This window comes from Streptomyces paludis (genome assembly GCF_003344965.1).
GTDB classification, from domain to species: Bacteria; Actinomycetota; Actinomycetes; order Streptomycetales; family Streptomycetaceae; genus Streptomyces; species Streptomyces paludis.
In genome coordinates this window covers 2,396,059-2,420,425 of sequence record NZ_CP031194.1, presented here as the reverse complement: position 1 = coordinate 2,420,425, position 24,367 = coordinate 2,396,059, and the positions used below count along the sequence as shown (strand labels likewise).

Annotated in this window: 23 protein-coding genes, 2 tRNA genes and 1 riboswitch; of the genes, 13 read left to right on the top strand and 12 right to left on the bottom strand. The window is 69.4% G+C overall.

Annotated features, from left to right (window positions below):
• Window positions 1-461: 461 nt before the first annotated feature.
• Window positions 462-692, bottom strand: a complete 231-nt coding sequence (locus DVK44_RS10365) for a DUF397 domain-containing protein (protein ID WP_114659408.1) — start codon at window positions 690-692, stop codon at window positions 462-464.
• Window positions 693-697: 5 nt separating this feature from the next.
• Window positions 698-1,543, bottom strand: coding sequence for a helix-turn-helix domain-containing protein (locus DVK44_RS10360; protein WP_114659407.1), 846 nt, complete (start codon window positions 1,541-1,543; stop codon window positions 698-700).
• A gap of 426 nt (window positions 1,544-1,969) precedes the next feature.
• Here DVK44_RS10360 and DVK44_RS37780 point away from each other — a divergent pair, with 426 nt between their 5' ends.
• Entirely contained in the window at window positions 1,970-2,308 is a 339-nt protein-coding gene (locus DVK44_RS37780; RefSeq protein ID WP_331461588.1) for a hypothetical protein, read from the top strand.
• Between the two features lie 35 nt (window positions 2,309-2,343).
• Window positions 2,344-3,459, top strand: coding sequence for an MrcB family domain-containing protein (locus DVK44_RS10350; RefSeq protein WP_114659406.1), 1,116 nt, complete (start codon window positions 2,344-2,346; stop codon window positions 3,457-3,459).
• A 66-nt stretch (window positions 3,460-3,525) separates the two neighbouring features.
• Here the strand turns inward: DVK44_RS10350 and DVK44_RS10345 are convergent, their stop codons facing one another.
• Window positions 3,526-3,957: a very short patch repair endonuclease gene (locus DVK44_RS10345; protein WP_181957440.1), complete on the bottom strand. Its 432-nt coding sequence runs from the start codon at window positions 3,955-3,957 to the stop codon at window positions 3,526-3,528.
• Between the two features lie 81 nt (window positions 3,958-4,038).
• On the bottom strand, window positions 4,039-5,040 hold the full coding sequence (locus DVK44_RS10340) for a tetratricopeptide repeat protein (protein ID WP_114659405.1): 1,002 nt from the start codon (window positions 5,038-5,040) through the stop codon (window positions 4,039-4,041).
• 182 nt (window positions 5,041-5,222) lie between these two features.
• Between DVK44_RS10340 and DVK44_RS10335 the strand changes: the two genes are divergently transcribed.
• The 5 genes from DVK44_RS10335 (at window position 5,223) to DVK44_RS10315 (ending at window position 9,524) form a co-directional block, all read left to right on the top strand.
• Window positions 5,223-5,456, top strand: coding sequence for a DUF3311 domain-containing protein (locus tag DVK44_RS10335; RefSeq protein WP_228447072.1), 234 nt, complete (start codon window positions 5,223-5,225; stop codon window positions 5,454-5,456).
• On the top strand, window positions 5,453-7,066 hold the full coding sequence (locus DVK44_RS10330) for a sodium:solute symporter family protein (protein WP_114659404.1): 1,614 nt from the start codon (window positions 5,453-5,455) through the stop codon (window positions 7,064-7,066). Before DVK44_RS10335 ends, DVK44_RS10330 begins: the two co-directional genes overlap by 4 nt.
• 55 nt (window positions 7,067-7,121) lie before the next feature.
• The gene (locus tag DVK44_RS10325; RefSeq protein ID WP_331461587.1) at window positions 7,122-7,439 is read left to right on the top strand and encodes a DUF6412 domain-containing protein; all 318 of its coding nucleotides are present in this window, start codon (window positions 7,122-7,124) and stop codon (window positions 7,437-7,439) included.
• A gap of 205 nt (window positions 7,440-7,644) precedes the next feature.
• Window positions 7,645-8,427 (top strand): YidC/Oxa1 family membrane protein insertase, encoded by a 783-nt coding sequence (locus DVK44_RS10320; protein ID WP_114659402.1) that lies wholly within the window; start codon window positions 7,645-7,647, stop codon window positions 8,425-8,427.
• A gap of 221 nt (window positions 8,428-8,648) precedes the next feature.
• Entirely contained in the window at window positions 8,649-9,524 is an 876-nt protein-coding gene (locus tag DVK44_RS10315) for a fumarylacetoacetate hydrolase family protein (RefSeq protein WP_114659401.1), read from the top strand.
• A gap of 132 nt (window positions 9,525-9,656) precedes the next feature.
• On the opposite strand, the gene DVK44_RS10310 is transcribed toward DVK44_RS10315, so the two are convergent.
• Window positions 9,657-10,775 (bottom strand): Gfo/Idh/MocA family oxidoreductase, encoded by a 1,119-nt coding sequence (locus tag DVK44_RS10310; RefSeq protein WP_114659400.1) that lies wholly within the window; start codon window positions 10,773-10,775, stop codon window positions 9,657-9,659.
• 58 nt (window positions 10,776-10,833) lie between these two features.
• On the opposite strand from DVK44_RS10310, the gene DVK44_RS10305 reads away from it, so the two are divergent.
• The 6 genes from DVK44_RS10305 to DVK44_RS10280 all read left to right on the top strand — a co-directional run bounded on the left by DVK44_RS10305 (window position 10,834) and on the right by DVK44_RS10280 (window position 16,994).
• Window positions 10,834-12,339: an ROK family transcriptional regulator gene (locus DVK44_RS10305; RefSeq protein WP_114659399.1), complete on the top strand. Its 1,506-nt coding sequence runs from the start codon at window positions 10,834-10,836 to the stop codon at window positions 12,337-12,339.
• A 54-nt stretch (window positions 12,340-12,393) separates the two neighbouring features.
• On the top strand, window positions 12,394-13,173 hold the full coding sequence (locus DVK44_RS10300; RefSeq protein ID WP_114659398.1) for an HAD-IIA family hydrolase: 780 nt from the start codon (window positions 12,394-12,396) through the stop codon (window positions 13,171-13,173).
• A gap of 135 nt (window positions 13,174-13,308) precedes the next feature.
• A complete protein-coding gene (locus DVK44_RS10295) occupies window positions 13,309-14,052 on the top strand; it encodes a hypothetical protein (RefSeq protein ID WP_228447070.1) in 744 nt (247 codons plus the stop codon).
• 107 nt (window positions 14,053-14,159) lie between these two features.
• The gene (locus tag DVK44_RS10290) at window positions 14,160-15,017 is read left to right on the top strand and encodes a class F sortase (protein ID WP_114665035.1); all 858 of its coding nucleotides are present in this window, start codon (window positions 14,160-14,162) and stop codon (window positions 15,015-15,017) included.
• A gap of 119 nt (window positions 15,018-15,136) precedes the next feature.
• Window positions 15,137-16,180, top strand: coding sequence for a glycoside hydrolase family 6 protein (locus DVK44_RS10285; RefSeq protein WP_114665034.1), 1,044 nt, complete (start codon window positions 15,137-15,139; stop codon window positions 16,178-16,180).
• Window positions 16,181-16,319: 139 nt separating this feature from the next.
• Window positions 16,320-16,994: a hypothetical protein gene (locus tag DVK44_RS10280; protein WP_114659397.1), complete on the top strand. Its 675-nt coding sequence runs from the start codon at window positions 16,320-16,322 to the stop codon at window positions 16,992-16,994.
• Window positions 16,995-17,004: 10 nt separating this feature from the next.
• On the opposite strand, the gene DVK44_RS10275 is transcribed toward DVK44_RS10280, so the two are convergent.
• The 7 genes from DVK44_RS10275 to DVK44_RS10245 all read right to left on the bottom strand — a co-directional run bounded on the left by DVK44_RS10275 (window position 17,005) and on the right by DVK44_RS10245 (window position 24,238).
• Window positions 17,005-17,081: transfer RNA gene (locus DVK44_RS10275), tRNA-Trp, on the bottom strand.
• A gap of 194 nt (window positions 17,082-17,275) precedes the next feature.
• On the bottom strand, window positions 17,276-18,565 hold the full coding sequence (locus DVK44_RS10270; protein WP_114659396.1) for a serine hydroxymethyltransferase: 1,290 nt from the start codon (window positions 18,563-18,565) through the stop codon (window positions 17,276-17,278).
• 98 nt (window positions 18,566-18,663) lie between these two features.
• A riboswitch (ZMP/ZTP riboswitch) is annotated at window positions 18,664-18,753 on the bottom strand.
• Between the two features lie 83 nt (window positions 18,754-18,836).
• Window positions 18,837-19,250 carry a PIN domain-containing protein gene (locus DVK44_RS10265; RefSeq protein ID WP_114659395.1) on the bottom strand — a complete coding sequence of 138 codons (414 nt, stop codon included), beginning with the start codon at window positions 19,248-19,250 and terminating at the stop codon, window positions 18,837-18,839.
• Complete coding sequence (locus DVK44_RS10260; RefSeq protein WP_114659394.1) at window positions 19,232-19,546, bottom strand: hypothetical protein; 315 nt, start codon at window positions 19,544-19,546, stop codon at window positions 19,232-19,234. The genes DVK44_RS10265 and DVK44_RS10260 overlap by 19 nt, the downstream gene beginning before the upstream one ends.
• Window positions 19,547-19,628: 82 nt before the next feature.
• On the bottom strand, window positions 19,629-21,584 hold the full coding sequence (glxA, locus tag DVK44_RS10255; RefSeq protein ID WP_114659393.1) for a radical copper oxidase GlxA: 1,956 nt from the start codon (window positions 21,582-21,584) through the stop codon (window positions 19,629-19,631).
• Window positions 21,581-23,569, bottom strand: coding sequence for a glycosyltransferase family 2 protein (locus DVK44_RS10250; protein WP_114659392.1), 1,989 nt, complete (start codon window positions 23,567-23,569; stop codon window positions 21,581-21,583). Before DVK44_RS10250 ends, glxA begins: the two co-directional genes overlap by 4 nt.
• A gap of 595 nt (window positions 23,570-24,164) precedes the next feature.
• A tRNA-Lys gene (locus tag DVK44_RS10245) sits at window positions 24,165-24,238 on the bottom strand.
• Window positions 24,239-24,367 lie beyond the last annotated feature (129 nt).

The window sequence follows — 24,367 nt, the reverse complement described above, 5'->3', positions numbered from 1 at the left end:
CAGAAATATCGGCACCCTCGGGCAACCGGTCGATGAACCCGGCAATGGACGCCTCGCGAGCGGGCAGCCCACCGAACTCACCCCCGGAACCCCTACCTCGCCCGTCCACGGACCGCTTGCCGTAACCGGGACTGGCCATGGGATGGGGAGTTACGTGCGTGGGGAGCGGGGCACTACTAAACTGGCTGTCAGCCATGGGGATCGCCTCTTGTTCGATCTCGGTGGTCAGGCCTCTGCCAGGTGCTGTGAACACCAGGTGGAGGCCATTTACGTCTGAGGGCACGCTAAACGTCGATCACTCAAAGTCGCAACCTGACTCCAAAAAGTAAGATTTCCCCGCCGCCCAGGCCCAAAGGGGAAGGGAGGGTGGGTGGGAAAAGTAACCAACCAATCAAACAAACAGAGCTCGCCCCTCGAAGCTCAAACCCCAGAACACCGAACCACCCCCCACCCCAGCCTCACTAACGGCCTCCATCACCACCCGAGCCCCGAGCCCCAAACCCCGAGCCCCGAACGCCTCCCAAGAACACCCCCCAAGCGAGACTCCCCACGCCTATGGACTCCCCCCGAAGCCACCCAGAGTCCCGCACCCCAACAACTCCCCCACCCCGAAGCCCGGCCACCTCAACGCACTCGGTGCCACTTCCGCCGCTGTACGACGACTTGAACCACTGTGCGTTGTCGCGATCCATCGCAGTTACAGCTCCTCGCAGACCCGATTCAGGAGCGCGACGGACGCATCGATGTCCAACGCCTGTGCGCGCAGGTACTCGAACGCCAACTTATAGCGCGCCAGTTCCTCCGGCTTCTCCATGAACAGGCCACCGCCGATGATGTCGACGTACACGACGTCGAGTTCGGGAGTGGGGCCACCGAGAATCAGGAAGCTACCGACAGCGGCGGCGTGGGCGCCCGTCTCGAACGGCAGGATCTGGAAGGTGATGTGCGGCTCGCGCGCCCGATCGAGCAGATAACGCACCTGCTCACGCATGACATCGCGCCCGCCGACCACACGCCGGACCACCGCCTCATCGATCACTGCCCAGACGTGCGGCGGCTCGTCCCGCGCCAGAAGCTCCTGTCGTTTCATGCGGATGTCGACCATGTGCGTGATCTCCTGGTCGGAACAGCGCATCTCCGAAGCGCGGTGCACAGCCTCCGCGTACGCGCGGGTCTGGAGCAGGCCCGGGACGTACATGCAGGCGTAGTGATCCTCGCGTACGACCTCGTCCTCAAGGGCGAGCATGAGGTTCATCGACTCGGGGATCGGATCCGCCAGCGACCGCCACCACCCGCGGATTTTCGCGCCCTTGGCCAACTCGACCAGTGTGAGCCGCTCGTCCTCGGAGGCGTCGTATCCCCGGCAGAGCGCGTCGACTGCCGGCCATTTGACGGTGCCCTCCTTGGTCTCGTACCTGCTCAAGGTTGCCTTGGAGATGTTCACCAGTGCTCCCGCCTCGTCCAGCGTGAAGCCCTTCTTCTCCCGTAGTCGCCGTAGGGCGGCGCCGAGTTGGCGCCTTCTGGTCGTTGGTCCGACTGCCATATCTGGGTCCTCCGCGTTGGCCTCCCCGAGCGTGCCTGGTGCCACGCGCCCCGAGCAACAGAGCGCACGCCGGGGCGCGCGACAACCCTGCGTGCTCCCTGACAACACTTCCGGGAGTTCCAAAATGAGAGTTCCGACGTGTCAGGGGGTGATTGATATGAGTAAATGCCGATTCGATATCGCCAGGAAGGGGTGGGATCTACCCTTCCTGGCGGAAGCCGAGGAACTCGCCGGCCTGCGGCGCGTCCTGCGCCTGCATCTGAACCTCTGGGGCCTGCCGGAGCTGATCGACACCGCTCAGCTCTGCGTGACGGAGCTGGTAACCAACGTCATTACCCACGTCGGCCCCGGAACCCCCCACCCCCCTGACGGTCTCCACTCATCTCGGCAACAACCGAAGAAGGGTCGGGCAGGGGTATGGCCTTGGTGGGCGCCATCGCCGCCCGCTGGGGCGTCATCCCCCAAGAAGCGTCCAAGACCACCTGGTGCGAACTCCCCACCAACCTCAACTCGGCCTCTGACCACGCAGGAAGCCCCCAAGTAGCCAAGGCGGAAGCTCTCCTTGCCCTCTACTGCCATCAAGGCGGCGTTGGGCCTCGTCGCAACGAACGACTCGCCGTCGCCATCGCTGAGGAGGTGGCGATCAACATGATCGCCGACCTCCTCCACTGGCTCCGCACCCACGGCCGCGACCCGGACGAAGCCCTGGACCGCGCCCAGACCCGCTACGAAGCGGAGTTGTCCCGGCGTGCCGCGCAAAGGTGATCGTCAACGGAGCTGCCCTGTTCTAGATTTGGTGCATGGGGATACAAGAGCTGCTACGTGAAGTCGCTAATACCTACGATGCGAGCGCGGGGTCGTACCGTCACGTCGTTGGGCAGCAGGTGCTGCGTGGTGTGGCGAGTCGATCGGACTTGGCGCTCCCGTCCCCTCTCCGTGCCAAGGGGTACGGGGGACGGACGACTCCCGCCGCCACGCCTTGGATCGGCGTTTTTGATCCAAGGATCAACGAGAAGCCAGGGGAAGGTCTCTATCTCGCGTACATTTTTAGCGCGGATCTTCGGACGGTGTCTCTGACCCTCCAGCAAAGTATCTCTTATCTTGAGCAGCGTCTCGGTAGAGGTTTGGCGAGGCAGATTCACCTTCGGCGTAATGCTGCACGACTGCGAGCGGCCTTGGGGGCGCAGCGCAGAAACGGGTGGATGGACGAACCTGAGCTACGGCATCGCGCTGAGAGGCCGAGGGCATACGAGGCGGCCAGTGTCATCTCGCGATGCTATGAGACCGATCAACTACCTGCTGAATCCGACCTGATGGATGATCTCTCGCATGCGGCCCAATTGTTGACGAATGTGAATGAAGTGGATCTCTCCTGGTGGTCCCAGGACAATGCTGATTTCGTGACTGCGGGGTACTCATCCAGTGTCCATTCCACTGCGTCCGAGGATCCGCTCTCGGGGTTCCATCCGAAGGACAGCTCGGACTACTTTGCCAAAATTGCAGCTCGACAGCAGGTGAAGAAACGTTCCCACGAGAAGCTCATCAACTCTTTTGGGGTGTATGTGGTGGAGCGTGGGTTCACGCCGACGACGCATCTGATGCATCCCAAAGACCTTGTGCTTCACCGTGCCGAGGAGCGGAGGAGCGCCGATGAGGAATGGCTCGTAGAGGCAAAGGTGGTCCGTCGTGGCAACCCCACCGAGGCGGTGCGGCAAGCTGTGGGTCAACTCTTCGAGTACAGCCATTTCCTGTACGAGGAGAGGCGTCGGCCTGAACCGCATCTCGTAGGTCTATTCACTGAAGATATCGGGGGATACTCCAGTTACCTGGAGAAGCATGGAATCGCCTCGATATGGCAGAAGGGGGATGAGTGGGAAGGTTCTCCCCTCGCGGGGGAGTGGGGAATGGTTAGATAGCTCCCTGAACCCGTCGACGGCCGGATGGCGCGGAACTCAACTCCGTTCGAGGAACGGTTGGCGAGATCAGACCGCGCCATCCGTCTTCTGTCGATGTACGGCCGCCGCTACCTGATCGGCCACGGTTCCGGATGCCTCGTGTTCCCAGAACCGTAGGACAATCCAGCCGAGATCTGCCAAGTGCTCCGTGGTCTCCCGGTCCCTGGCCATGTTGCGGTCGAGTTTCTCCCTCCACCAGGCCGCGTTCGCCTTCGGTTGTGTCGCGTGCTGTGGGCAGCCGTGCCAGAAGCAGCCGTCCAGGAAGACCGCGACCTTGACCCGGGGGAAGACGATGTCGATCGTCCGCCGTGGCATGTCGGGTACGCGCACGTTGACGCGGTAGCGGTAGCCGGAGGCGTGGAGCAGCTTTCGTACGGCTACTTCCGGTGCGGTGTCCCGAGATGTCTGGCGACTCATGCGGGCGGAGACACCGGGGGATGAGGGCTTCGCTGTGCTCATGGCTCCTGCGCGCCCCCGGGAACGGGGGCGGGGCGTGGTCGGGCGGGAGAGGGGCGCTGTGCGCGGGGGCGTCTCGGGCGGTTACGGCGCGCCGTGGCACTTGCCGTAGGTGGTTTCTGCGGTGCACCAGCAGGGGGCGTTTTTGGGTGGGGGCCAGGGGGTGGCTCGGCCTCGGGCGGCGAGGGTGGTGGCGTATTGGGGGAGGAGTGGGGGGTGGGCGGGGGAGGACTGTTCGGAGGCGGCGAAGGCTTCGTATGACGGGACTGTGGCGGTGACGATGCCCAGGTTGGGGGTGCCGGTGGCGGCCAGGTCGCGCAGGGAGGATTCGAGGTCGGACAGGTGGGCCGCGTGGGAGGGGTATTCGGTGGTGAGGGCGGGGTACGCGGTGAGGAGTTCCGTCAGTTCGGCCGTGGGCCAGTGGAGGACCGCTACGGGGAACGGGCGGGACAGGGCCGTGCGGTAGGAGCCCAGTTCGGCGCGGAGGCGGGTGATCTCGGCCTGGAGTTCGGCCGGGTTGTCGGAGCCGAGGGCCCAGAGGCGCTTCGGGTCGTGGAGTTCGTCCAGGGGGACGGGCGCCGGGTTGACGTGGTCGGCGCGGGCGTCCAGCGTGTCGTGGTCCAGGCCCAGCAGGCGGCGGACGCGGTGGCGGCCGATCAGCAGGGACTGGGTGGGGTACGGGACGTCCTCGTCCGGCGCCAGGAGGAGCTTCAGCGCCGTGGTGAAGGTGGCGTGAGCCGCCTCCAGCTCGTCGTGGGCCTCCAGGGTCTCCGCCACGATCTCCCACGGCGCCGGCTCCAGCGGGGCCGCGGCGCGCAGGCCCTCGATGATCGCGCGGGCCTCCGCCTCATGGCCGTACTCCCACAGGTTGGCCGCCTTCAGGGCCTTGACCAGGTGGGGGTGGTCCGGGGAGCCCGCCAGGAGGCTGTCGTAGAGGCCGGTGGCGCGGGAGCGGTCGCCGGCCAGTTCGAGATGGGCCGCCGCCTGGAGGAGCAGGGGCTCGTTGTCCTCGGGGTACTGGGTCGCGGTGCGCAGCAGGCGCTCGGCTTCCGCGGTGTGGTCGGCAGGCAGCATGTCTGGGCGCATGATGCACACCGTACTGCCGTGCGGCGTACCGGCGGAGGGGGACCGGGCCCCGGTTTTCCGCCGGATTCCCCGGGGGGAGGTTCTCCGGAGGTTCTCCTTCGGGGTGGTTTCGCGTGAGGTGGTTTGGGGCTTCGCGTCTGCTCCGGTGCTACTCGTCCCGTATCACCGGATACCGTCCTCCCGTGCTCCGACACCGTCCGCACCTGCTCTGGCTCCTGGTGCCCTTCGTCCTCTTCCTTGTCGCGCTGCCCTGGGTCAACCGGGTCCGGCCCGTCGTCCTCGGGCTGCCCTTCCTTCCGTTCTGGCTGCTCGCCGCCACCCTCCTCACCCCGCTCTCCGTCTCGCTCGCCTGGCGCGGGGACCAGCGGCTACGACGTTCGCGGGAGCGGGAGCGGGAGCGGGAGCGGTCGCGGTGAATGCTTCTGTGGCTATCGCCGTTTTTGGTTTCTTTATGGTCGGGACTGTCGTTCTCGGGCTGCTCGCCGTCCGCCGCGGCGGTGGTGGCGGTGGCGGGCTCGCCGAGTGGTCCGTCGGAGGGCGCAGCCTCGGCACCGTCTTCATCTGGGTGCTGATGGCGGGCGAGAGCTACACCAGTTTCAGCTACCTCGGCGCCGCCGGCTGGGGCTACAACTACGGCGCGCCCGTCCTCTACGTCGTCGCGTACATGTCCTGCGGCTACGCGCTCGGCTACCTCGTCGGCCCCATGCTCTGGCGCTACGCCCGCCGCCACGGACTCGTCGGCCTCAGCGACATCATCGCCCACCGCTACGGCCGGCCCTGGGCCGGCGCTCTCGTCGCCGTTCTGGTGACGGTCTTCCTCCTTCCCTACATCCAGCTCCAGATCACCGGCATGGGCGTCGTCGTCTCGACCATCTCCTACGGCGCGATCAGCCTCCACTGGGGCTACTTCATCGCCTTCGCGGTCACCACCGGCTTTGTCGTGGTGAGCGGGCTGCGCGGCAGCGCCTGGGTCTCCGTGCTCAAGGACGTGCTGGTGATCGGCACGCTGGGGTTCCTCGCCGTGTACGTACCCCTGCACTACTTCGGCGGGTACGGTCCGCTCCTCGACCGGCTCGTCGCCGAGAAGGGCGAGTGGCTGACGCTGCCCGGGCACGGGAGCGCCGGCGGCGGCGGGCTGGGCGCGGGGTGGTTCGTCAGTACCTCGCTGCTCAACGCGCTGACGGTCGTCATCTTTCCCACCACCGTCGCCGGCTACCTCGGCGCCCGCGACGCCGACGCGCTGCGCCGCAACGCGATCTGGCTGCCCGCCTACAACGTCCTCCTCTTCGTTCCGATGCTCCTCGGCATGGCCGCGCTCTTCGTCGTCCCCGGCCTCTCCGGCGCCGACTCCAACCTCGCGCTCTTCCGGCTCGTCGTCGACTCGCTGCCCGCCTGGGCGGTCGGTCTCATCGGGGTCGCCGCGGCCCTCTCCTCGATTGTGCCGATGGCTGTGTTCATGCTGGTCATCGGCACGATGTGGGGGCGCAGCGTGCTCTCCCTGCTGCCGCGCCGACGGTCCGGGCAGGGGCAGAAGGGCGCCGCGCAAGTGGTCGTCGTCGTGGCGGGCGGGATCGCGCTGGGGCTGACGTACGGGGCGCCCCAGACGCTCGTACGGCTCTCGCTCATCTCGTACGAGGGCATGGCGCAGCTCCTTCCGCTGTTGCTGCTGGGGCTGGTGTGGCGCCGGTTCACCCTGGCGGGAGGCGTGAGCGGGCTGGTCGTGGGGGTGGCGACCGTATGCGCCCTGGTGTTCAGCGGCCATGATCCGGTGTGGGGGACGAACGCCGGGCTGGTCGCCCTCGCCGCGAATCTGGCGGTGGCGCTGGCGGTCACGTACGCGGGGGAGGCCGATGGCCTTGACGGCAGGCCCGATGGTGATGTGCTTGCCCACGACTCGCTGGATTCGGTGAGTTCGCTGGATTCGCTGGATGCTGAGGGGGCTCGGGGTTCTCTCGGGTCCCGTGATTCCCGCGATTCCCCGGATGCGCCGGGCGCACTCGATGGCCTCGGCTCCTCTCGTGTATAACGGCTGGGACTGTTGCCGTACGCACCGCGCGTACCGAGTGAGAGGAGTGGACCCCGTGGATCTCAGCGCCTACCGGCTGCTGCGCCGCGCCGGCCTGCTCCTCTTCCTCCTCACCGAAGTCCTCCTGCTCGACGCCGGCACCCTCTCCGCCGCCGTCGCCCTCGCGGCCACCGCCGCCGCCGGGTCCGCGCTCGCCCTCTGCGCCGTCATCAGCGCCCGTACGGTGCCCGCCGTGCCGCGCCAGCGTGTACGGACGGCCATCCGCGACCGCGAGCAGCGCACCGCGTTCCTGCCGCAACGGGATCCGGACGCCTCGGGCCGTACGAGGCCCCGGGCGCCGGGGCTTGGTCTCGCGACGATCGCGTACGCGTAGGGCGGCTCGGTCGGTCCGGCGGCCTCGGATTCGGATTCGGTTTTGAGTTCGGTTTTGGGTTCGCTTCCGTTCAGGGCCGTTCTGTTCGGGTCCGTTCCGTTGAGGTTCTGTCCGTTCCGCGGCTTCTGGTCGCTTCCTCCCCGCGTGCGCGTCGTCCTGCCGTATCCCCGTTTCCGGCACGACGAGACCCCTCGGAGGGCTCACCATGTCCGCCTTTTTCTCCGCCTTCGCCCACCTGGTCGGGCAACTGGCCGATCTTCTCCAGCCCCTCTTCCACACCGGTTCGGCCGCCGCGGCGATCGTCCTCTTCACCGCCTGTGTACGGCTCGCCGTCCACCCCCTCTCCCGGGCCTCCGCGCGCGGCCAGAAGGCCCGGACGCGGCTCGCGCCGCAGATCGCCGAGTTGCGCAAGAAGCACGGCAAGAACCCCGAGCGCATGCAGAAGGCGCTCATGGAGCTGCACACCAAGGAGAAGGTCTCGCCGCTCTCCGGCTGCCTGCCGAGCCTGGCGCAGATGCCCGCGTTCTTCCTGATGTACCACCTGTTCTCGCAGCGCGAGATCGGCGGCGAGCCGAACGAGCTGCTCAGCCACTCCCTCTTCGCCGCCCCGCTCGGTGATCGCTGGCCCGACGCGCTCTCGGCCGCCGGGGGCGGGGTGTTCGGCGGCGCCGGGGTCGTGTATCTGGCCCTCTTCGCGATCGTCGCCGCCGTCGCCACGTTCAACTTCCGCCGGACCCGGATCCAGATGGCCTCGGCGCCCGCGCCCGCGCTGCCGGAGGGGCCCGACGGGCAGCCGGTGCCCGGGATGGGGGCGATGATGAAGGTGATGCCGCTGATGTCGTTCGCGACGCTCTTCACCGTCGCCGTCGTGCCGCTGGCCGCCGCGTTGTACGTGGTGACCAGCACGACCTGGTCGGCGGCCGAGCGGTACTTCCTCTACCGCGACATGCCGGCGGCCGGTGCCGCGGCGCCCGTGACCGCGCTCTGAGGGACGGGAAGCGGGCGCCTCCAGAGGCCTCCACGGATGTTCTCGGGCGTCCTCGGGGCGTCCACTGAGTGAATGGGGTCTTGCACAGTCATCCGATGTCTTGCACGATCACTCCATCCCCGTTCGACGGTCATGGCTCCTGACGGTCGCGGCCGTCGGACGGGTCTCTGTTTTCTTCTGCCGAATACTGTCGTGTTTTGTTGAGTCGGGAGTCGTCGCCCATGAAGCTGTTGCGTGTCGGTACGGCCGGAGCGGAGCGCCCGGCACTGCTCGACCCGGACGGGGCGACCCTCAGGGACCTCTCCGGGCTCGTCACCGACATCGACGGGGCGCTGCTCGCGGACGATGCGGCGCTCGACCGGATCCGGGCCGCCGTGGCCTCCGGCGAGCTGCCTGTGCTCGATAGCGACTCCAGCAACGATGGCGGGGTACGGGTCGGGGCGCCCCTCGGTCGTATTGGGAAGATCGTCTGCATCGGGCTGAACTACCACGATCACGCCGCCGAGACTGGTTCGGCGATCCCCGCCGAGCCGATCATCTTCTTCAAGGCGCCGGACACGGTGATCGGTCCTGAGGACACCGTTCTCGTTCCCCGAGGCAGCCTCAAGACCGACTGGGAAGTCGAACTCGCGGTGGTCATCGGACGTACGGCCCGCTATCTGGACTCGGCGGAGGAGGGCCTCGCCCATGTCGGCGGCTACGCCGTCGCGCACGACGTCTCCGAGCGCGCGTTCCAGATCGAGCGCGGCGGCACCTGGGACAAGGGCAAGAACTGCGAGACGTTCAACCCGCTCGGCCCCTGGCTGGTCACCGCCGACGAGGTGCCCGACCCACAGACCCTCGGCCTGCGGCTGTGGGTGAACGGAGACCCCAAGCAGGACGGGACCACCGCCGACCAGATCTTCGGGGTGGGCGAGGTCGTCCGCTACGTCAGCCAGTTCATGACGCTCTACCCGGGCGATGTGATCAACACGGGGACGCCGGCGGGCGTGGCGATGGGGCGGCCGGACCCCAAGCCGTATCTGCGGGCCGGGGACGTGGTGGAGCTGGAGATCGACGGGCTGGGGCGGCAGCGGCAGGTGTTCAAGGACGCTTAGGTGTTCAAGGACGCTTAGGCGTTCAAGGAGACTCAGGCGTTCAAGGGCGCGTCGTCAGGGGGGTCTCCGGGGTGACCCAGGAGTGCCCCCCTGCGCGGCCCTCCCCAAGCGGGCCGCCTGCGCGCGGGCCCCTTACTGCTCCCCGTCCCCCAGCGTCACCGTCACACCCTCGCGCGCCGAGCGCACCGCCGCCTCCAGCACATCGAGCGCCGCCGCCACCTGGCGCACCGTCACCGCCGGTTCCGTACCCTCGCGCAGGGCGCTCGCGATGTTCGCGTAGTACGCCGGGTAGTCGCCCGGCTCGGTCTCCACCGGGTTGCCGCCGCCCGTCAGCGGCGACTGCCCGGCGCCGATCCGGCCCCACAGCGCCTCGGGCTCCACGCCCCAGCCCACCCCGCTGCCCGGCCGCAGACCCGCGCGCAGGTCCGCCTCCTGGGGGTCGAGGCCGTACTTCACGTATCCCGCCGCCGAGCCCAGCACCCGGAAGCGCGGGCCGAGCTGGGCTGCGGTGGCGCTGACGTACAGATGGGAGCGCACGCCCCCCGCGTGCGTGATCGCGATGAACGTGTCGTCGTCCGCCGCGGCGCCCGGCCGCCGTACGTCCGCCTCCGCGTACACCCGTACCGCCGGGCCGAACAGCGTCAGCGCCTGGTCGACGACATGGCTGCCGAGGTCGTACAGCAGCCCGCCGATCTCCTCCGCCGCGCCCGACTCGCGCCAGCCGCCCTTGAGCTGGGGCCGCCACCGCTCGAAGCGCGATTCAAAGCGCTGTACGTCGCCCAGCTCGCCGGCGCCGATCAGCCGGGTGAGCGTGAGGAAGTCGTTGTCCCAGCGGCGGTTCTGGAAGACGGAGTGCAGCAGTCCGCGCTCCTCCGCGAGCGCCGCCAGCTCGCGCGCCTCGGCCGCGCTGCCCGCGAGCGGCTTGTCCACGACAACGGGCAGACCGGCCTTCAGGGCGGCGGTCGCGAAGGGGACATGGGTCCTGTTGGGGGAGGCGATGACGATCAGGTCGAGCTTTCCGGGCCGGTCCGCGCTCCACAGGGCCTCCGGCGCGACCTCGAACCGTACGTCCGGGAACTCGGCGCGCGCCCGCGCACGCCGCTCCTCGCTGGACGTGACGATCGTGTCCAGCACCAGCCCGTCGGTGGCGGCGATCAGCGGGGCATGGAAGAAGGCGCCCGCGACGCCGTAGCCGATGAGTCCGACGCGCAGCGGGGAAGGAGCGCCGGGCGTATCAGTCGTGCCAGTCATGCGCCCACTTAAGCAACGCTGTTGCCAAAGGGCAAGCGCGCGGCACAATACAGGGACGATGCGAGATGCGAAAGACGCGGTGGGCACAGCGGGTGCGGCAGAAGCGGCGGGCACCGCAGGGACGAGAGGCGCGGCGGGCGCGGCAGGCGCGGCAGGCGCGCGCAGAAGCGGCGCCGGTGCCAACCTCCCGGTGCTGCGCGGTCATAACGCCGCCCTGGTGCTCGACCTCCTGCGCACGGCCGGTGAGGGCGGCATCAGCCGGCTCGAACTCGCCGAGCGCACCGGGCTCACCCCGCAGGCGGTCAGCAAGATCACGGCGAGGTTGCGCACGGAGGGCCTCGTGGCGGAGGCCGGGCGCCGCGCGTCCACGGGAGGCAAGCCCCGGACCGTACTGCGGCTGGTCCCGTCGGCCGGTTACGCGGTGGGGCTGCACCTGGAGCGGGACGAGGTGACGGCGGTGCTGGTGGACCTGGCGGGCGGGCCGGTGGCCGTACGGACCGCACCGCTCGACCTCGGCGCGGGTACGGGCGCGGGTGCGGCGCGCGTCGCGGGGGAGCTGGCGGCGCAGGTGGCCGCGGTGGTGCGGGCGGCCGGCCCGGGCGGGCGTGCTGGTGGCGGTTCCGGCGCCGGAGGGCTTCCCGTTGGACCCGCCGGTCCTGCCGGTCCCGCCGGTTCTACCGGTCCCGCCGGTCCCGCCGGTCCCGCCGGTTTAACCGGTCCTGCCGCTCCCGTTGGGAATCTGCTCGGCGTCGGCGTCGCCATGCCGGGCCCGCTCGACCACGCCACCGGCGTCCTCGGCCGCGTCACCGGCTTTCCGCAGTGGGCCGGCCACCCCCTGCGCGACGATCTCGCCGCCCGTCTCGGGCTCCCCGTCGTGCTCGACAAGGACACCAACGCCGCCGCCCTCGCCCTCGCCCTGCGTGGGGCCGGCGACTCGTTCGCGTATCTGCACTTCGGTACGGGCCTGGGCGCCGGCCTGGTCCTCCGGGGCGCGCTTCACCGCGGCGCGCGTACCGGCGCGGGCGAGTTCGGCCACCAGGTCATTCAGCTCGACGGGCCCGACGGGCCATGGCCCACGGACGGACCCCGGCCGGACGCCAGCGTCCGGCACGCGCGCGTGCCCCCGCGTACGTGCGACTGCGGCAACCGCGGCTGTATCGAGGCGCTCTGCCTCGCCGCCGTCGAACGCGGCGATCCGGACGAGGCCGCGCGCGTGCTCGGCGCCGGTGCGGCGAACCTCGTCGGGCTCCTCGGCATTGACCGCGTACTGCTCGGCGGCCGTACCGTCGCCGCGTACGAGGAACGTTTCGTCCGGGGGGTGCGCGCGGCCGTCGCCGGACGTGCGCCACGTACGGCAATCGGTACCGCTGTCCCTGTCGGCGCCGCCGGGGGCGGCCCGCATCTGGTGGCCGAGGGGGCCGCGCAGCTCATCCTGGCGCCGCTCTTCGGGCAGGGGTTCACCACCGGGCCCACCACCGGCTTCAGCACCGGGTCGACCGCCGGCTTCACCACCGCGTACGCCGGCTCCGTACGCCCTCTCCGCGCCCCGGGAACACCCGGATAGGCTGGGCGTGTCGGACAGTGCATTATTGGCCACCGCAGAGCGGAGAACAGTCCAGTGGCAGAGCGCAAGCCGATCGAGTCCTGGCTCACCGACATGGACGGCGTCCTCATCCACGAGGGTGTCCCGATCCCCGGCGCCGCCGAGTTCATCAAGCGACTGAGGGAGTCGGGCAAGCCGTTCCTCGTCCTCACGAACAACTCCATCTACACCCCGCGCGATCTCCAGGCCCGGCTGTCCCGCATGGGTCTCGACGTACCCGTGGACAACATCTGGACGTCCGCGCTCGCCACCGCCAAGTTCCTGGAGGACCAGCGGCCCGGCGGCACGGCCTATGTCATCGGTGAGGCGGGTCTGACCACCGCGCTGCACGACATCGGCTACATCCTCACCGACCACGAGCCGGACTACGTCGTCCTCGGCGAGACCCGTACGTACAGCTTCGAGGCCCTGACCAGGGCGATCCGGCTGATCAACGGCGGCGCGCGGTTCATCTGCACCAATCCGGACGAGACCGGCCCCTCCACCGAGGGCCCGCTCCCCGCGACCGGCGCCGTCGCCGCGCTGATCACGAAGGCGACCGGCAAGGAACCGTACTTCGCGGGCAAGCCCAACCCGCTCATGATGCGGACCGGGCTCAACGCCATCGGCGCGCACTCCGAGACCAGCGCGATGATCGGTGACCGGATGGACACCGATGTGCTGGCGGGGCTGGAGGCCGGGATGGAGACCTTCCTCGTGCTGACCGGGGTCACGACCCACGCGGACATCGACCGTTACCCCTTCCGGCCGTCCCGGGTCATGAACTCGATCGCCGATCTCATCGACCGCGTCTGACCCGCGTACCGGCACGTCATCCGACGTACGTCACAGCACGTCAGCGGGGTGTACGGGGTGACGACGCGCCGGTGACGGCGCGCTCCGGATGCGAAAACCGCCCGCGCGGGTGAGTCTCGGTCCAGGAGGTTAACGATGCGCTCTGCTCTGCTCGCTCTCCGTGCCGCGAGCGTGGTCACTGTCCTGGTGACCGCGCCCGCCCTCGGCACCACCGCCGCCCAAGCCGACGACTCCGTACGGGTCACCGTCAAACCGTCCACCATCCAGCCGGGGGGCAGGGTCGAGGTCCAGGTCGAGGGCTGCAAGGCCCAGACGGCCACGGCCACGTCCCGGGCCTTCACCTCGGCCGCCGATCTCGCGCGCCGTGCCTTCGGCGAGGAGTACAACCAGGATCAGGCCGAAGTCGCCAGAAACCCCAACTACGTCATCCCGCTGCGCGGACACGTCGACGTCAAACCGGACGCCGCGCGGGGACGGCAGGAGATCAGCGTCACCTGTGACGGCCGCGACCATGTGGCGGCCGGGAGCTTCGAGGTCGGCAGGGGGTCAGGGCCGCCCGCCGGGCGCGGCGAGGGCCGCCGGACCGAGGGCCACAGACCAGAAGGCCAGCGGAACGATCACGAACGGCCCGATCACGAACGGCGCTCCGACCACGAACGCTCCGAGCACCGCCCCACTCCGTACGCGCCGGTGCACGCCGGAGGCGGCGGTACGGCGACGACGACAGCCGCGACGGAGGCCGCGGCCGAGACCGGCGGTGGCAGTGGTCCCGGTACCCAGCACGCGGTGATCGGGCTGGTGCTGGCGGGCGTGGCGGCGGTGACCGTCGCGTTCAGGAGCGTGCGACGGCAGCGCACGTCGGCGCGCGACGCGGACTGACCGTCGTGCGGATCGGACGCCGCTGGGCACGCCGCCGCTTTCGAGTCCGCTTCGGAGGCCGTTTCCGTACGGGCTCAACGGGCCGCGACGGTACCGGTTCCACCGGAATCACCGGTTCCACCGGAACCCATGGCTCCCCCCGAGCCCATGGGGCAACCCGACGGCTGTTCACCAGCGCGGGCGCGGCCTGGGCCGTCCTCCTGCTCGGGCTCTGGTTCTGGGGCCACGGCCTCGGGACCGGCCCCGGCACGGGCCCCGGCGACGGACCGGGCGTGCCCCGCGGGCAGTCCCTGCCCACCACCGGGGATGTCGCGGCGGTGGGCCGCCCGTTCGTGGCGGCGGCGCTGCCGTCCGCTCGGGCCCCGCTGCCCGACGTGCGAGCGGCGAACTCGGGCCCGGACCGGGCCCCGACCCCGCGCAGGGTCGAGATCCCGTCCCTCGGCATCGCCGCGCCCGTCGTCGCCCGCGGCCTCGATGCCACGGGCGCGGTCGACCCGCCGCCGTACGGGACACCGGACACGGTCGGCTGGTACGGCGACGGCGCGGAGCCGGGCGCGGCGGGCGCGGCCCTCTTGGTCGGGCATGTCGACACGGCGGAGGACGCCGCCGTGTTCTACGGGCTGAGCGCCGCCAAGCCCGGCGGGAAGGTCCGGGTGACCAGGGCCGACGGGCGGATCGCTGAGTTCACCATCGAGGACGTACGGGTCGTTCCCCTCGACCGCTTCGACGCGAAGAAGGTCTACGGCCCGCGCGTGAAGAACCGCGCCGAGCTGCGGCTGATCACCTGCGGCGGAACGTTTGACCGCAAGGCGCGTGCGTACACGGCGAACGTGGTGGTCTCCGCGTATCTGACCGGCGTACGCGAACCGGTCACGCCCGCGAATCCCCCGACGGCGACCCCCGCGGCAGCGACCCCCGCGGCGCCGGTCTCCCCGTCTGCGACCCCCGCCGCGGCCGGCCGCTGAGTGGTTTTCCACAGGACCCGTGGCCGCCGGGCCCGGTATGCCAGGATTGACGAAAGCCGGGAGGGTCCGGTCGGGGGTGGTCATGCGGCAACGTGGAACAGTGCACCAAGGGGGAGCGGATGTACGGCAGTTATCCCGGCCGGGGTCGCGTGCGCGCGGGCGGGTTCGTCCGTACGGCGATGGCCGCGACGGGGGTGGTCCTGTTGGTGGCGGGCTGTTCGTCGAAGGAGGACGGCGAGGCAGACGGAAAGAAGAAGGCCCCGCCGGTCAGCCAGCAGCCCAAGGCGGTCGACCCGTTCTGGGTGAACCCTGACGGGAACGCGGCCCGGCAGGTCGCCGCGTATGTGGGCAAGGGCGACGACGAGAACGCCGAGCTGATCAAGAAGATCGCGGAACAGCCGGTCGGGGAGTGGATATCCCCCGACACCCCCGAGGAACAGGCCAAGGGCTTCACCGAAGCGGCGGCCGCGGCCGACCGCGAGGCCCTGCTGGTCCTCTACAACGTCCCGCACCGCGACTGCGGCCAGTTCTCCAGGGGCGGCGCCGCGGACGGCAATGAGTACCGGACGTGGGTCGACAAGGTCGCCAAGGGCATCGGTGACCGCCGTACCACGGTGATCCTGGAGCCCGACGCCGTGCTGCACCTGGTGGACGGCTGCACCCCCCAGGAGTTCCACGAGGAGCGGTACGACCTGCTCAAGGGCGCCGTCGAACGTCTCAAGCAGCAGCCCGCCACCACGGTCTACCTCGACGCGGGCAACGCCGGCTGGCAGTCGCCGGACACGCTCTTCGAGCCGCTCCAGCGCGCCGGCATCGCCGCGGCCGACGGATTCTCCGTCAATGTGTCCAACTTCTACCCCACGAAAGCGAGTGCGGACTTCGGGAAGCGCCTCTCCGCCAAGGTCGGCGGCAAGCCCTTCGTCATCGACACCAGCCGCAACGGCAACGGCCCCTACACCGGGGGCGATCCGGCCGAGAACTGGTGCAACCCCCCGGGCCGCGCCCTGGGCGAGCGCCCCACCACACAGACCTCCGACCCCCTGGTGAAGGCGTATCTCTGGATCAAGCGCCCCGGCGAATCCGACGGCGACTGCAAGGGCGGCCCCAAGGCGGGCGACTGGTACGAGGAGTACGCCCTGGGCCTGGCGCGGAACGCCAAGTAGGGGGAGCGCGGGCTCGGTGCGCTCAGCCCACCCGAAGCGGGTTCACAGGCCCCTCAAAGGGGGCCGGTGTGCCATGGAGCCACGGGGGTCGACGGCCCCCGGTGGCTGATGGCCCGTGACACTCCGGAGGGAACGAGCGATGGTCGTGATCGTGCTTCTGCTGGCCATGATCGTGGGCGGGGCGATCCTCTTCACACAGCGGGCCCGGACCGGAAACACCCCACCGGGCCCGGGCGCGGGTACGGTCACCGACGCGCGGGACGCCGAGGTGGAGGCCCACAGCTGGGTGGACCGGCTCGGCGGCGGGCTCTCCACGCTGGAGGCGCGCGGCAGCCGGGCCGCCGCCCAGTCGCTGGCCGACGCCGCCGAACGCCACCGCGCCGCACAGGCCCAACTGGCCACCGCGTACGGCTCCGCCCAGTACGCCCTGGTCGTCCAGACCGCCACCGAGGGCCTCCACCACCTCCGCGCGGCCCGCACCGCCCTCGGCCTGGACCCCGGCCCCGAACTCCCGACACCGATCACGGTCGGCCAGGGCGGCACGGTCACGGTCGACGGCCGCACCTACACCCCCTCCGCCGCCCAGGGCGCCACCACCCCGTACTACTTCCCGGGCGGCACCGTCGCCGGCCGCACCGTACCCGGCGGCTGGTACAGCACCCCATGGTGGAAGACCGCCCTCGTAGCGGGCGCGGCAGGCTTCGGCGGCCTCCTCCTGGCGGACTCCCTGCTGAACACCTTCCACCACGGCGGCCCCGGGTTCGGCGGTCCAGGCGGCCACGGCATGGGCGGCGGCCCGGGCGGGTTCTTCTGAGACTCCGAACTGGCAGGGGCGGCAGGAATCGAACCTGCGGCATCCGGTTTTGGAGACCGGCGCTCTGGCCAACTGAGCTACGCCCCTTCGCTGCCGCCACTCTCACACGGCCAACACCGCCACTGCCACGGGTTTTCCCGGGCGGTGGGGCCCACCGCCGTCTCGGCGACGAGGAGCTGTCGGAGCTACGGCGCTGACACGAGCCCCGGGAGGGCGGCCCGGTCCGGCGGGATCCCGTACGAGATCCCGCCGGACCGGGCACCCGGACCGCGGCCCCCGCGTCAGACCGGCAGGCCCGGGGCCGGATATGCCGACAGGAGGTCGGCTACCTCGGTGCGGAGTTCGAGGAGGGCGGCCTCGTTGTCTGTCTTCGCCGCCGTGATGCCTCGGTCGAGCCACTCCGCGACCGTTGCCATGTGTTCCGTGGACAGGCCGCGGGAGGTGAGGGACGGGGTGCCGATGCGGATGCCGGAGGGGTCGAAGGGCTTCCTGGGGTCGTAGGGGACGGTGTTGTAGTTGACGACGATGCCCGCGCGGTCGAGGGCCTTCGCCGCCGTCTTGCCCGGGACGTCCTTGGCCGTGAGGTCGATCAGGATCAGGTGGTTGTCGGTGCCGCCGGAGACCAGGTCGTAGCCTCGGGCCCGCAGTGCGTCGGCCAGGGCGGCGGCGTTCGCGACGACCGCGTGGGCGTAGTCGCGGAAGGACGGCGCCGCGGCCTCGCGCAGGGCGACGGCGATGGCGGCGGTGGTCTGGTTGTGCGGGCCGCCCTGGAGGCCGGGGAAGACCGCCTTGTCGAGCGCCTTGGCGTGTTCCGCGCGCGACATCAGCATCGCGCCGCGCGGGCCGCGCAGGGTCTTGTGCGTGGTCGTCGAGATGACGTCCGCGTACGGGACGGGCGACGGGTGCGCGCCGCCCGCGATCAGGCCGGCGATATGCGCGATGTCGGCGACCAGGACGGCGCCGGACTCCTGGGCGATCTCCGCGAAGCCCGCGAAGTCGATCGTCCGGGGGAGAGCCGTACCGCCACAGAAGATGATCTTCGGCCGCTCCTTGAGCGCCAGGTCGCGCACCTCGTCGAGATCGATCCGGCCGGTGTCCGCCCGTACGCCGTACTGGACGCCCCGGAACCACGAGCCCGTCGCCGAGACGCTCCAGCCGTGGGTGAGGTGGCCGCCCATCGGCAGCGCCATGCCCATGACCGTATCGCCGGGCCGGGCGAAGGCGAGGTAGACGGCGAGGTTCGCCGGGGAGCCGGAGTACGGCTGCACATTGGCGTGCTCGACGCCGAAGACGGCCTTGGCGCGGGCCACCGCGAGCCGCTCGACCTGGTCGATGATCTGCTGGCCCTCGTAGTAGCGGCGGCCCGGGTAGCCCTCGCTGTACTTGTTCTGGAGGACGGTGCCGGACGCTTCCAGCACCGCGCTCGACGCGTAGTTCTCGCTCGGGATGAGCCGCAGCGTGTCGGACTGGAGCCGCTCCTCCGCCCCGATCAGCGCCGCCAGTTCGGGGTCGGCGGCCGAGAGGGTGGGGTGGGGAGTGGGAACGGGAGTTGTTGCGGGCGTTGTTGTCATTGTGGGGCCTCCGGGGGCGCGATCCGTATCGTTCGGTCGTCGTCCCGTCCCGGGTGCCCGGCCACCTGCCCCGCCGCGCACCCGTACGGGACATGTCCCGTAGGTGCCCAGGCGGGCGGCACCCCGTGTGCTCGGCCCGCGCGGCTTCCCCGGGGTCACTTCCCCGTGCGCCAGTCGCCGCGCGTCCCGGCCAGCATAGCCGGGGGCCACCGCTCCGCGCCGATCACGGCCGCGCATCCACGGACCCGTACCTCCGCCGCGCCGAGCACGGCTATACAGCCACGACCCGTACCTGATTGCCGCAGAGCTTCGTCATGTCGTCGGAATCCGAGGTGAGCATGACGACCGGGCGCTGTTGCCGCAGCGCCATCTCGGCGACGGTGGCGTCGATGGCGTACTTGTGACCGTGGAGTCCGGTGCTGATCAGCAGCTCCGAGGCCGCCTTCGCCTCCTCGTCGCCGATGTGGACGATCCGCACACCTGACAGGATCCAGGCGAGCCGCGCCTTGTCCGTACGGCGGTGTGCGGCTTCGATGATGGTCAATGCGCTGATCACCACCTCCATGCCACGTCTGCGCGCCTCGGAGACCAGGGCGACCGCGGGCTCGTCGTCGGAGACGAGTTTCGACAGTCCTTCGCAGTCGAGGACGAGCGTGCCCTCGTGGCTCAGCTTGCGGCGGGCCACTGGCTCTCCTCCGTGAACACCTCGTCGAACACCCGGCGCGCCCGCTCCTGCTCCGCTTCCGAGACCGGCCCCTTCCGGCGCTCGTAGTCGGCCAGGTACTCGTCCAGGATCTGACCGCGCAGCTCGCGCTCGACCGCCAGGGTGATGAACGCCGAGAATTCACGCTTGCCGACGCGCCGGCGGATCGCCTCTGCCGTGCCCTCCGGCAGGGAGAGGCTGACTCTTGTCGCGGGGCCTTCTCCGACGCTGTACGGAGAAGGGGTGGGAGGGGGAGGAGGAGAGGGAGAATCACTCATGGGCCGACTTTATCAAACGAGTAGGAAAGTGGTCCGTTCTCCCTCTCCGGCAGGGTGCTCGTCTCCCGCCCCGCCCCGTGCGCTACGGGATGTCCACCCACACCGCCTCCGACGGCGTCCCCTTCTCGTCCGTCACGAAGAGCATGTACCAGCCGGCCGGGACCAGGGCCGTGTTCTTCGGGACCGTGATCTCGATGCCGTCCTTCGTCTTCTTCAGGTCCAGCGCGATCGAGCGCTGCTCCACGTCCGTCACATGGGTGACCGCGCTCGGGCGCATCAGCTTCGCCGTCTTGATCGAGGCCGGGTCCGCCGCCTTGAAGACGGCCGTGCCGCCGCGCTCGATCTCCTTGGGGCCACCGGTGAGTTCGGGGCGGGAGTCGCGGTAGAGATACGGCGGCGTGTAGATCTCGATGCGCTGCTCGAAGACGCCCGGCTTGGTGTTGGCCTTGTCCGCGTACAGCGAGTCCGAGCCGAAGATCATGACCCGGCCGTCGGGCAGCAGCACCGAGCCCGAGTGGTAGTTGCGGCCCACCGCCGGGTCCGCGAGGCGGGTGTACGTGCCGGTCGCCGGATCGTACGTACGGGCCTGGAGGACGTTGGAGCCGCCGCGCCCCCGGTAGTCCTCGGAGCCGCCGGTGACCAGCACCGTGTCGTCCGGCAGCAGGGAGGCGCTCGGGTAGCGGGTGCCCTTGTCGAGGCTCGGGCCGTCCTTGAAGCGGGGCTCGGGGTCCTTCAGGTCGACCAGCCGGGACTTCTCGCTGGACTTCTTCGACTCGCCGACCCCGCCACCGCCGATGACCATGAACTTCTGGTCCTGCGCGGGCGGCAGCATGACCGTCGCGGAGGTCTCCATCTTGTCGGGGTCGCTCAGCCCGGGGATCTTGCTGAACTTGTTGGTCTCCAGGTCCCAGACGCCGGGATCGCGGCCGACGTCGGCCGGCCCGTATCCCGCGTTGGAGCCGCTGTAGAAGAGCTTGCCGCTGTCCAGCAGGAAGACCGCCGGGTACGTGGGGAACTTCCGGATGATCCCGGTGTACTCCCAGCCGCGCGTCTCCGGATCGTAGATCTCGTCCTTGCCGGGCACGATCTGGCCGATCTCGTCCAGGCCGGACATCGCCAGGACCTTGCCGTCCTTGAGCGTGGTGAGCGTCGGGTACCAGCGCGCCTCGTTCATCGGGTCGACGGTGATGTACTTCTCCGCGACCGGGTCGAACTCGTACGCCTCCCTGATGCCCTGGAAGTCCTTCTTGTCCAGCGCCAGCTTCTGGGCGATGCCGTACACATTGCGGGCGTCGGAGCCCTTCATGCCCTGGACCCGGTAGTTGTCCTCGGCGCCGGTCTCGTACTTCGCGCCGGACTCCCGCGCCTCGACGTAGATACGGCCGAGACCCGCCTCCGTACGGAGGAACTCGCCCGTGTCCGGGTCGAAGATCTTCTCGGCCTTCTCGACGAGGACCGGGTCCTTGGAGACGAACGTCTTGCCGTTCTTCTTGCCGGTGAAGACCGTGCCTGCGGGCAGGGTCATCGGCTTGTCCGGGTCCTCGTTGTGGACGACCATCAGGCCGCCCGCTTTGGTGACATCGCCCTGGAGCTTCTCGTACCGCTTCGTACCGCCCGCCACCAGCAGGTTCCCGTCGGGCAGCTGGGTGTGCCCGGAGCAGAACATGTCCTTGGGGGTGGGGATCATCTTGTACGTGTTCTTCACCGGGTCCCAGAGCACGGACTCGAACTTGCCCGCGTCGAAGTTCTTCTGGTTGTTCCCGGAGCCGGCTATCAGCAGCACCTTGCCGGTGTGCAGCAGCGAGGCGTGGATCGAGTTGATCCGGAACCGGGCCGGGACGTCGAGGAAGTCCCAGTGGCCGTTCTCCGCCTTGTAGTCGGCCCGGTTGATCTTGTACTCGTGGTACTGCTGCGAGCTGAACCGGTAGAGGGCGGGTCCGTTGAACCCGGCAACCGCGACCACGACGGCGGCGCCTATCGCGATGCGCCGCGCGCGGTTCTTGCGATGGTTCTGTTGCCGGACGGGAATCGCACTCATTTCTTACGTCCCCCAAGGGAAATCTGTGCGGACGTCGGTGCCGACGTCGGTGCTGATGTCTGTGCTTGTGTCTGGTCGTGGGTGACCGGGAGGGGCGCGGTGTGCGGGAGGGGTCCGCCCGCCGGTGGCCCGCCGGGCGTGCCCTGAGGCGGCCCCTGGTGCCGCGGAGACCGCGCCCGCCGCCGCTTCTTCTTCTCCTCGCGCATACCGAGCCGCCACACGATGATCGGCGCCGCCGTGATCAGCATCGCGAGCGAGGCCCAGATGACCATCGCCGGGTGGGAGTGCCCGTTGAAGAACGACGCGACGATCGACCCGCCGAAGATCACGATGAAGAAGAGATGGATCCGGAACGTGCCGGAGAGCGTGTCCGGGCTGGACGAGTCGCCCTTCGGCGTCACCACGAACTTGCTCTTGCGGTTCAGTACGGCGTCCATCAGCGACCGGGCGTAGAGCGGCGCTGACATTGCGGACATCGCCATCCCCGCCAGCCCGCCGGAGCCCTCGGGCTCGTGCGGCGAGACGTTGTGGCGGCGGTTCCAGATGTAGAGGCCGATCTGGAGGGCGGAGGCGTTCCCGTACAGCATCATCCAGATCGTCGGGTCGATCTGCACACCCGAGGCGCCCATGCCCAGGAACAGCGCGCAGCTCAGCGCGGCCAGGATCCAGTTGAGGGCGGACATCGGGTAGAAGATGATCATCATCGTGTAGTTGAAGAGCTTGCCCGGCGGGAGCGTGGTGAAGCCGCGCCAGTACTGCCGGAGGATCGTGTCGTACGTACCGCGCGACCAGCGCAGCTGCTGGGTGAAGAAGTCCGTCCAGGCGCTGGGGCCCTCGCCGACGGCCAGCACGTCCGGGGTGTAGACGGAGCGCCACTTGCGGCCGGTGGCCGGGTTCTTGTGGCGGTGGATCTCGAAACCGGTGGCCATGTCCTCGGTGATCGAGTCGTACAGCCCGCCGATCTGCTTGAGCGCCTTGATCCGGACGGCGTTGCTCGTACCGACGAACATGGGCGCGCCGTAGCGGTTGCCCGCGCGCTGGATCAGCGCGTGGAAGAGGAACTGCTGCGACTCGGCGGCCTTCGTGACGAACGAGTCGTAGTTGCCGTAGACCTGCGGGCCGATGACGAAGCCGATGTCCGGGTCGCGGAAGTAACCGAGCATCCGCTCCAGATAGTTGGGCATCGGGATGTGGTCGGTGTCCACGGAGGCGAAGTAGTCGTAGTGGTCACCGTGCGCGTCGAGCCAGGCGTTGTAGTTGCCGTGCTTGGTTTTGGCGCGGTGCGGGCCCTTGGCCATGTTCCACTTCGCGATGCCCTTGCGGGAGAAGTGGTGGACGCCGAGCCGGGCGCAGACCTCCTTGACGGCCGGGTCGTCGCCCTCGTCCAGCAGCCAGACGTGCATCAGCCCGCGGTGCCGGATCTTGACCGCGGCCTCCAGCGTCTTCGTCACCATCTCCAGGGGCTCCTTGCCCGGGACGAAGGAGGTGAGGAAGGCCACCCGGGTGTCGGGCTCGGGGATGACGGGGATCGGGTCGCGGGCCACCAGCGTCGCGTGCGCGTTCGACAGCACGTTCATCGTCCGGAACAGCTCGATCAGACCGATCGAGACGAGCATGACGATGTCCAGGACGAGCAGGGTGTCGTTCTGGAGGTTGGGGTCGCGCTCGGTCCAGTGCTGCGGCTGCATCAGCCAGACGAAGAGCCCGAGCGAGAGCAGCGGCGCGGCGCCGAGCAGCAGCGCCGCCCGTACGCGGTGCGGCTCCTGGGAGAGGAGCGAGCGGTACTGCACGCGGTACGGCTTCGACGGGTCGGGGCGCGTCAGCGGTCCCGCGAGCCGGCTGTAGTGCTCGTAGTCGTACCGGGGCAGCTCGGCCTTCTTCTGCCGCGCTCTCGCTCCGCCCCTTCTGAGCTGCGGGGGAAGCCGGAGCTGAGTGGTCCGTGAAACGTCGTTGTCCTGCGGGTCGCCGTCCGGCGTCGACGCCATGAGTCCATCCCCCCGCACGCACTTCGCTGCGTGTCTGGTCGATCGGTTCGTCCGTCCGGGCCGGTCGCCCTCGACCGTCGCTCCGGACGCGTCCATTGCGTCCCCTGTCCGGAGTGGACAGGAAACAGCGGCCGTCCGGTTGCATACGGACCTGTGACGGCGGCCACGCGTGGCACGGAGGTCCCCCTGCCCCGGCGGGCCTCGCCGCCGGAACGTCTCCTCGTGCCCTGTCCAACTGTTCGGAACTGTTCGGACCGCATAACCCATTGGAGTCAATGAGTTCAGGATAGGTTGTCCGACCCCCGGCGTGATCGCAAGGAAGAAAAAGGCCGAATGTCGGTCATTTGGGCGATTTGAGCGCCTGGTGTGACGCATGTGTGATGGATGTCGTGGCGACCATGCGCCACGCCTCACGGGTTTCAAACGCGCGAAGCGGTGTGGGGCGGTATGCCGTGGATGTCGTAAAGCTTCCCGGTGGGGACGCTCCGGTGTCGTGGAGTGCCCCTGGGTGCCGGGGTGTGCGGTGATGGCCGGCCCGGCGTCGAAGGAATGCGCGAAGCCCCCTCACGTGAGGTGAGGGGGCTTTCGCTGTGCGTGCGCCGCCAGGGACTCGAACCCCGGACCCGCTGATTAAGAGTCAGCTGCTCTAACCAACTGAGCTAGCGGCGCCTGCTGACCTGGAGAACTCTACCCGATCGCGGTAGATGGCTCCGACCATTTGATGGGTGTTGCGGCCTGTCGGATTGTCTTTTCTTACCTTTGATCCGTCAAAATGCGAATTGTCTGGACAGTTGAGAC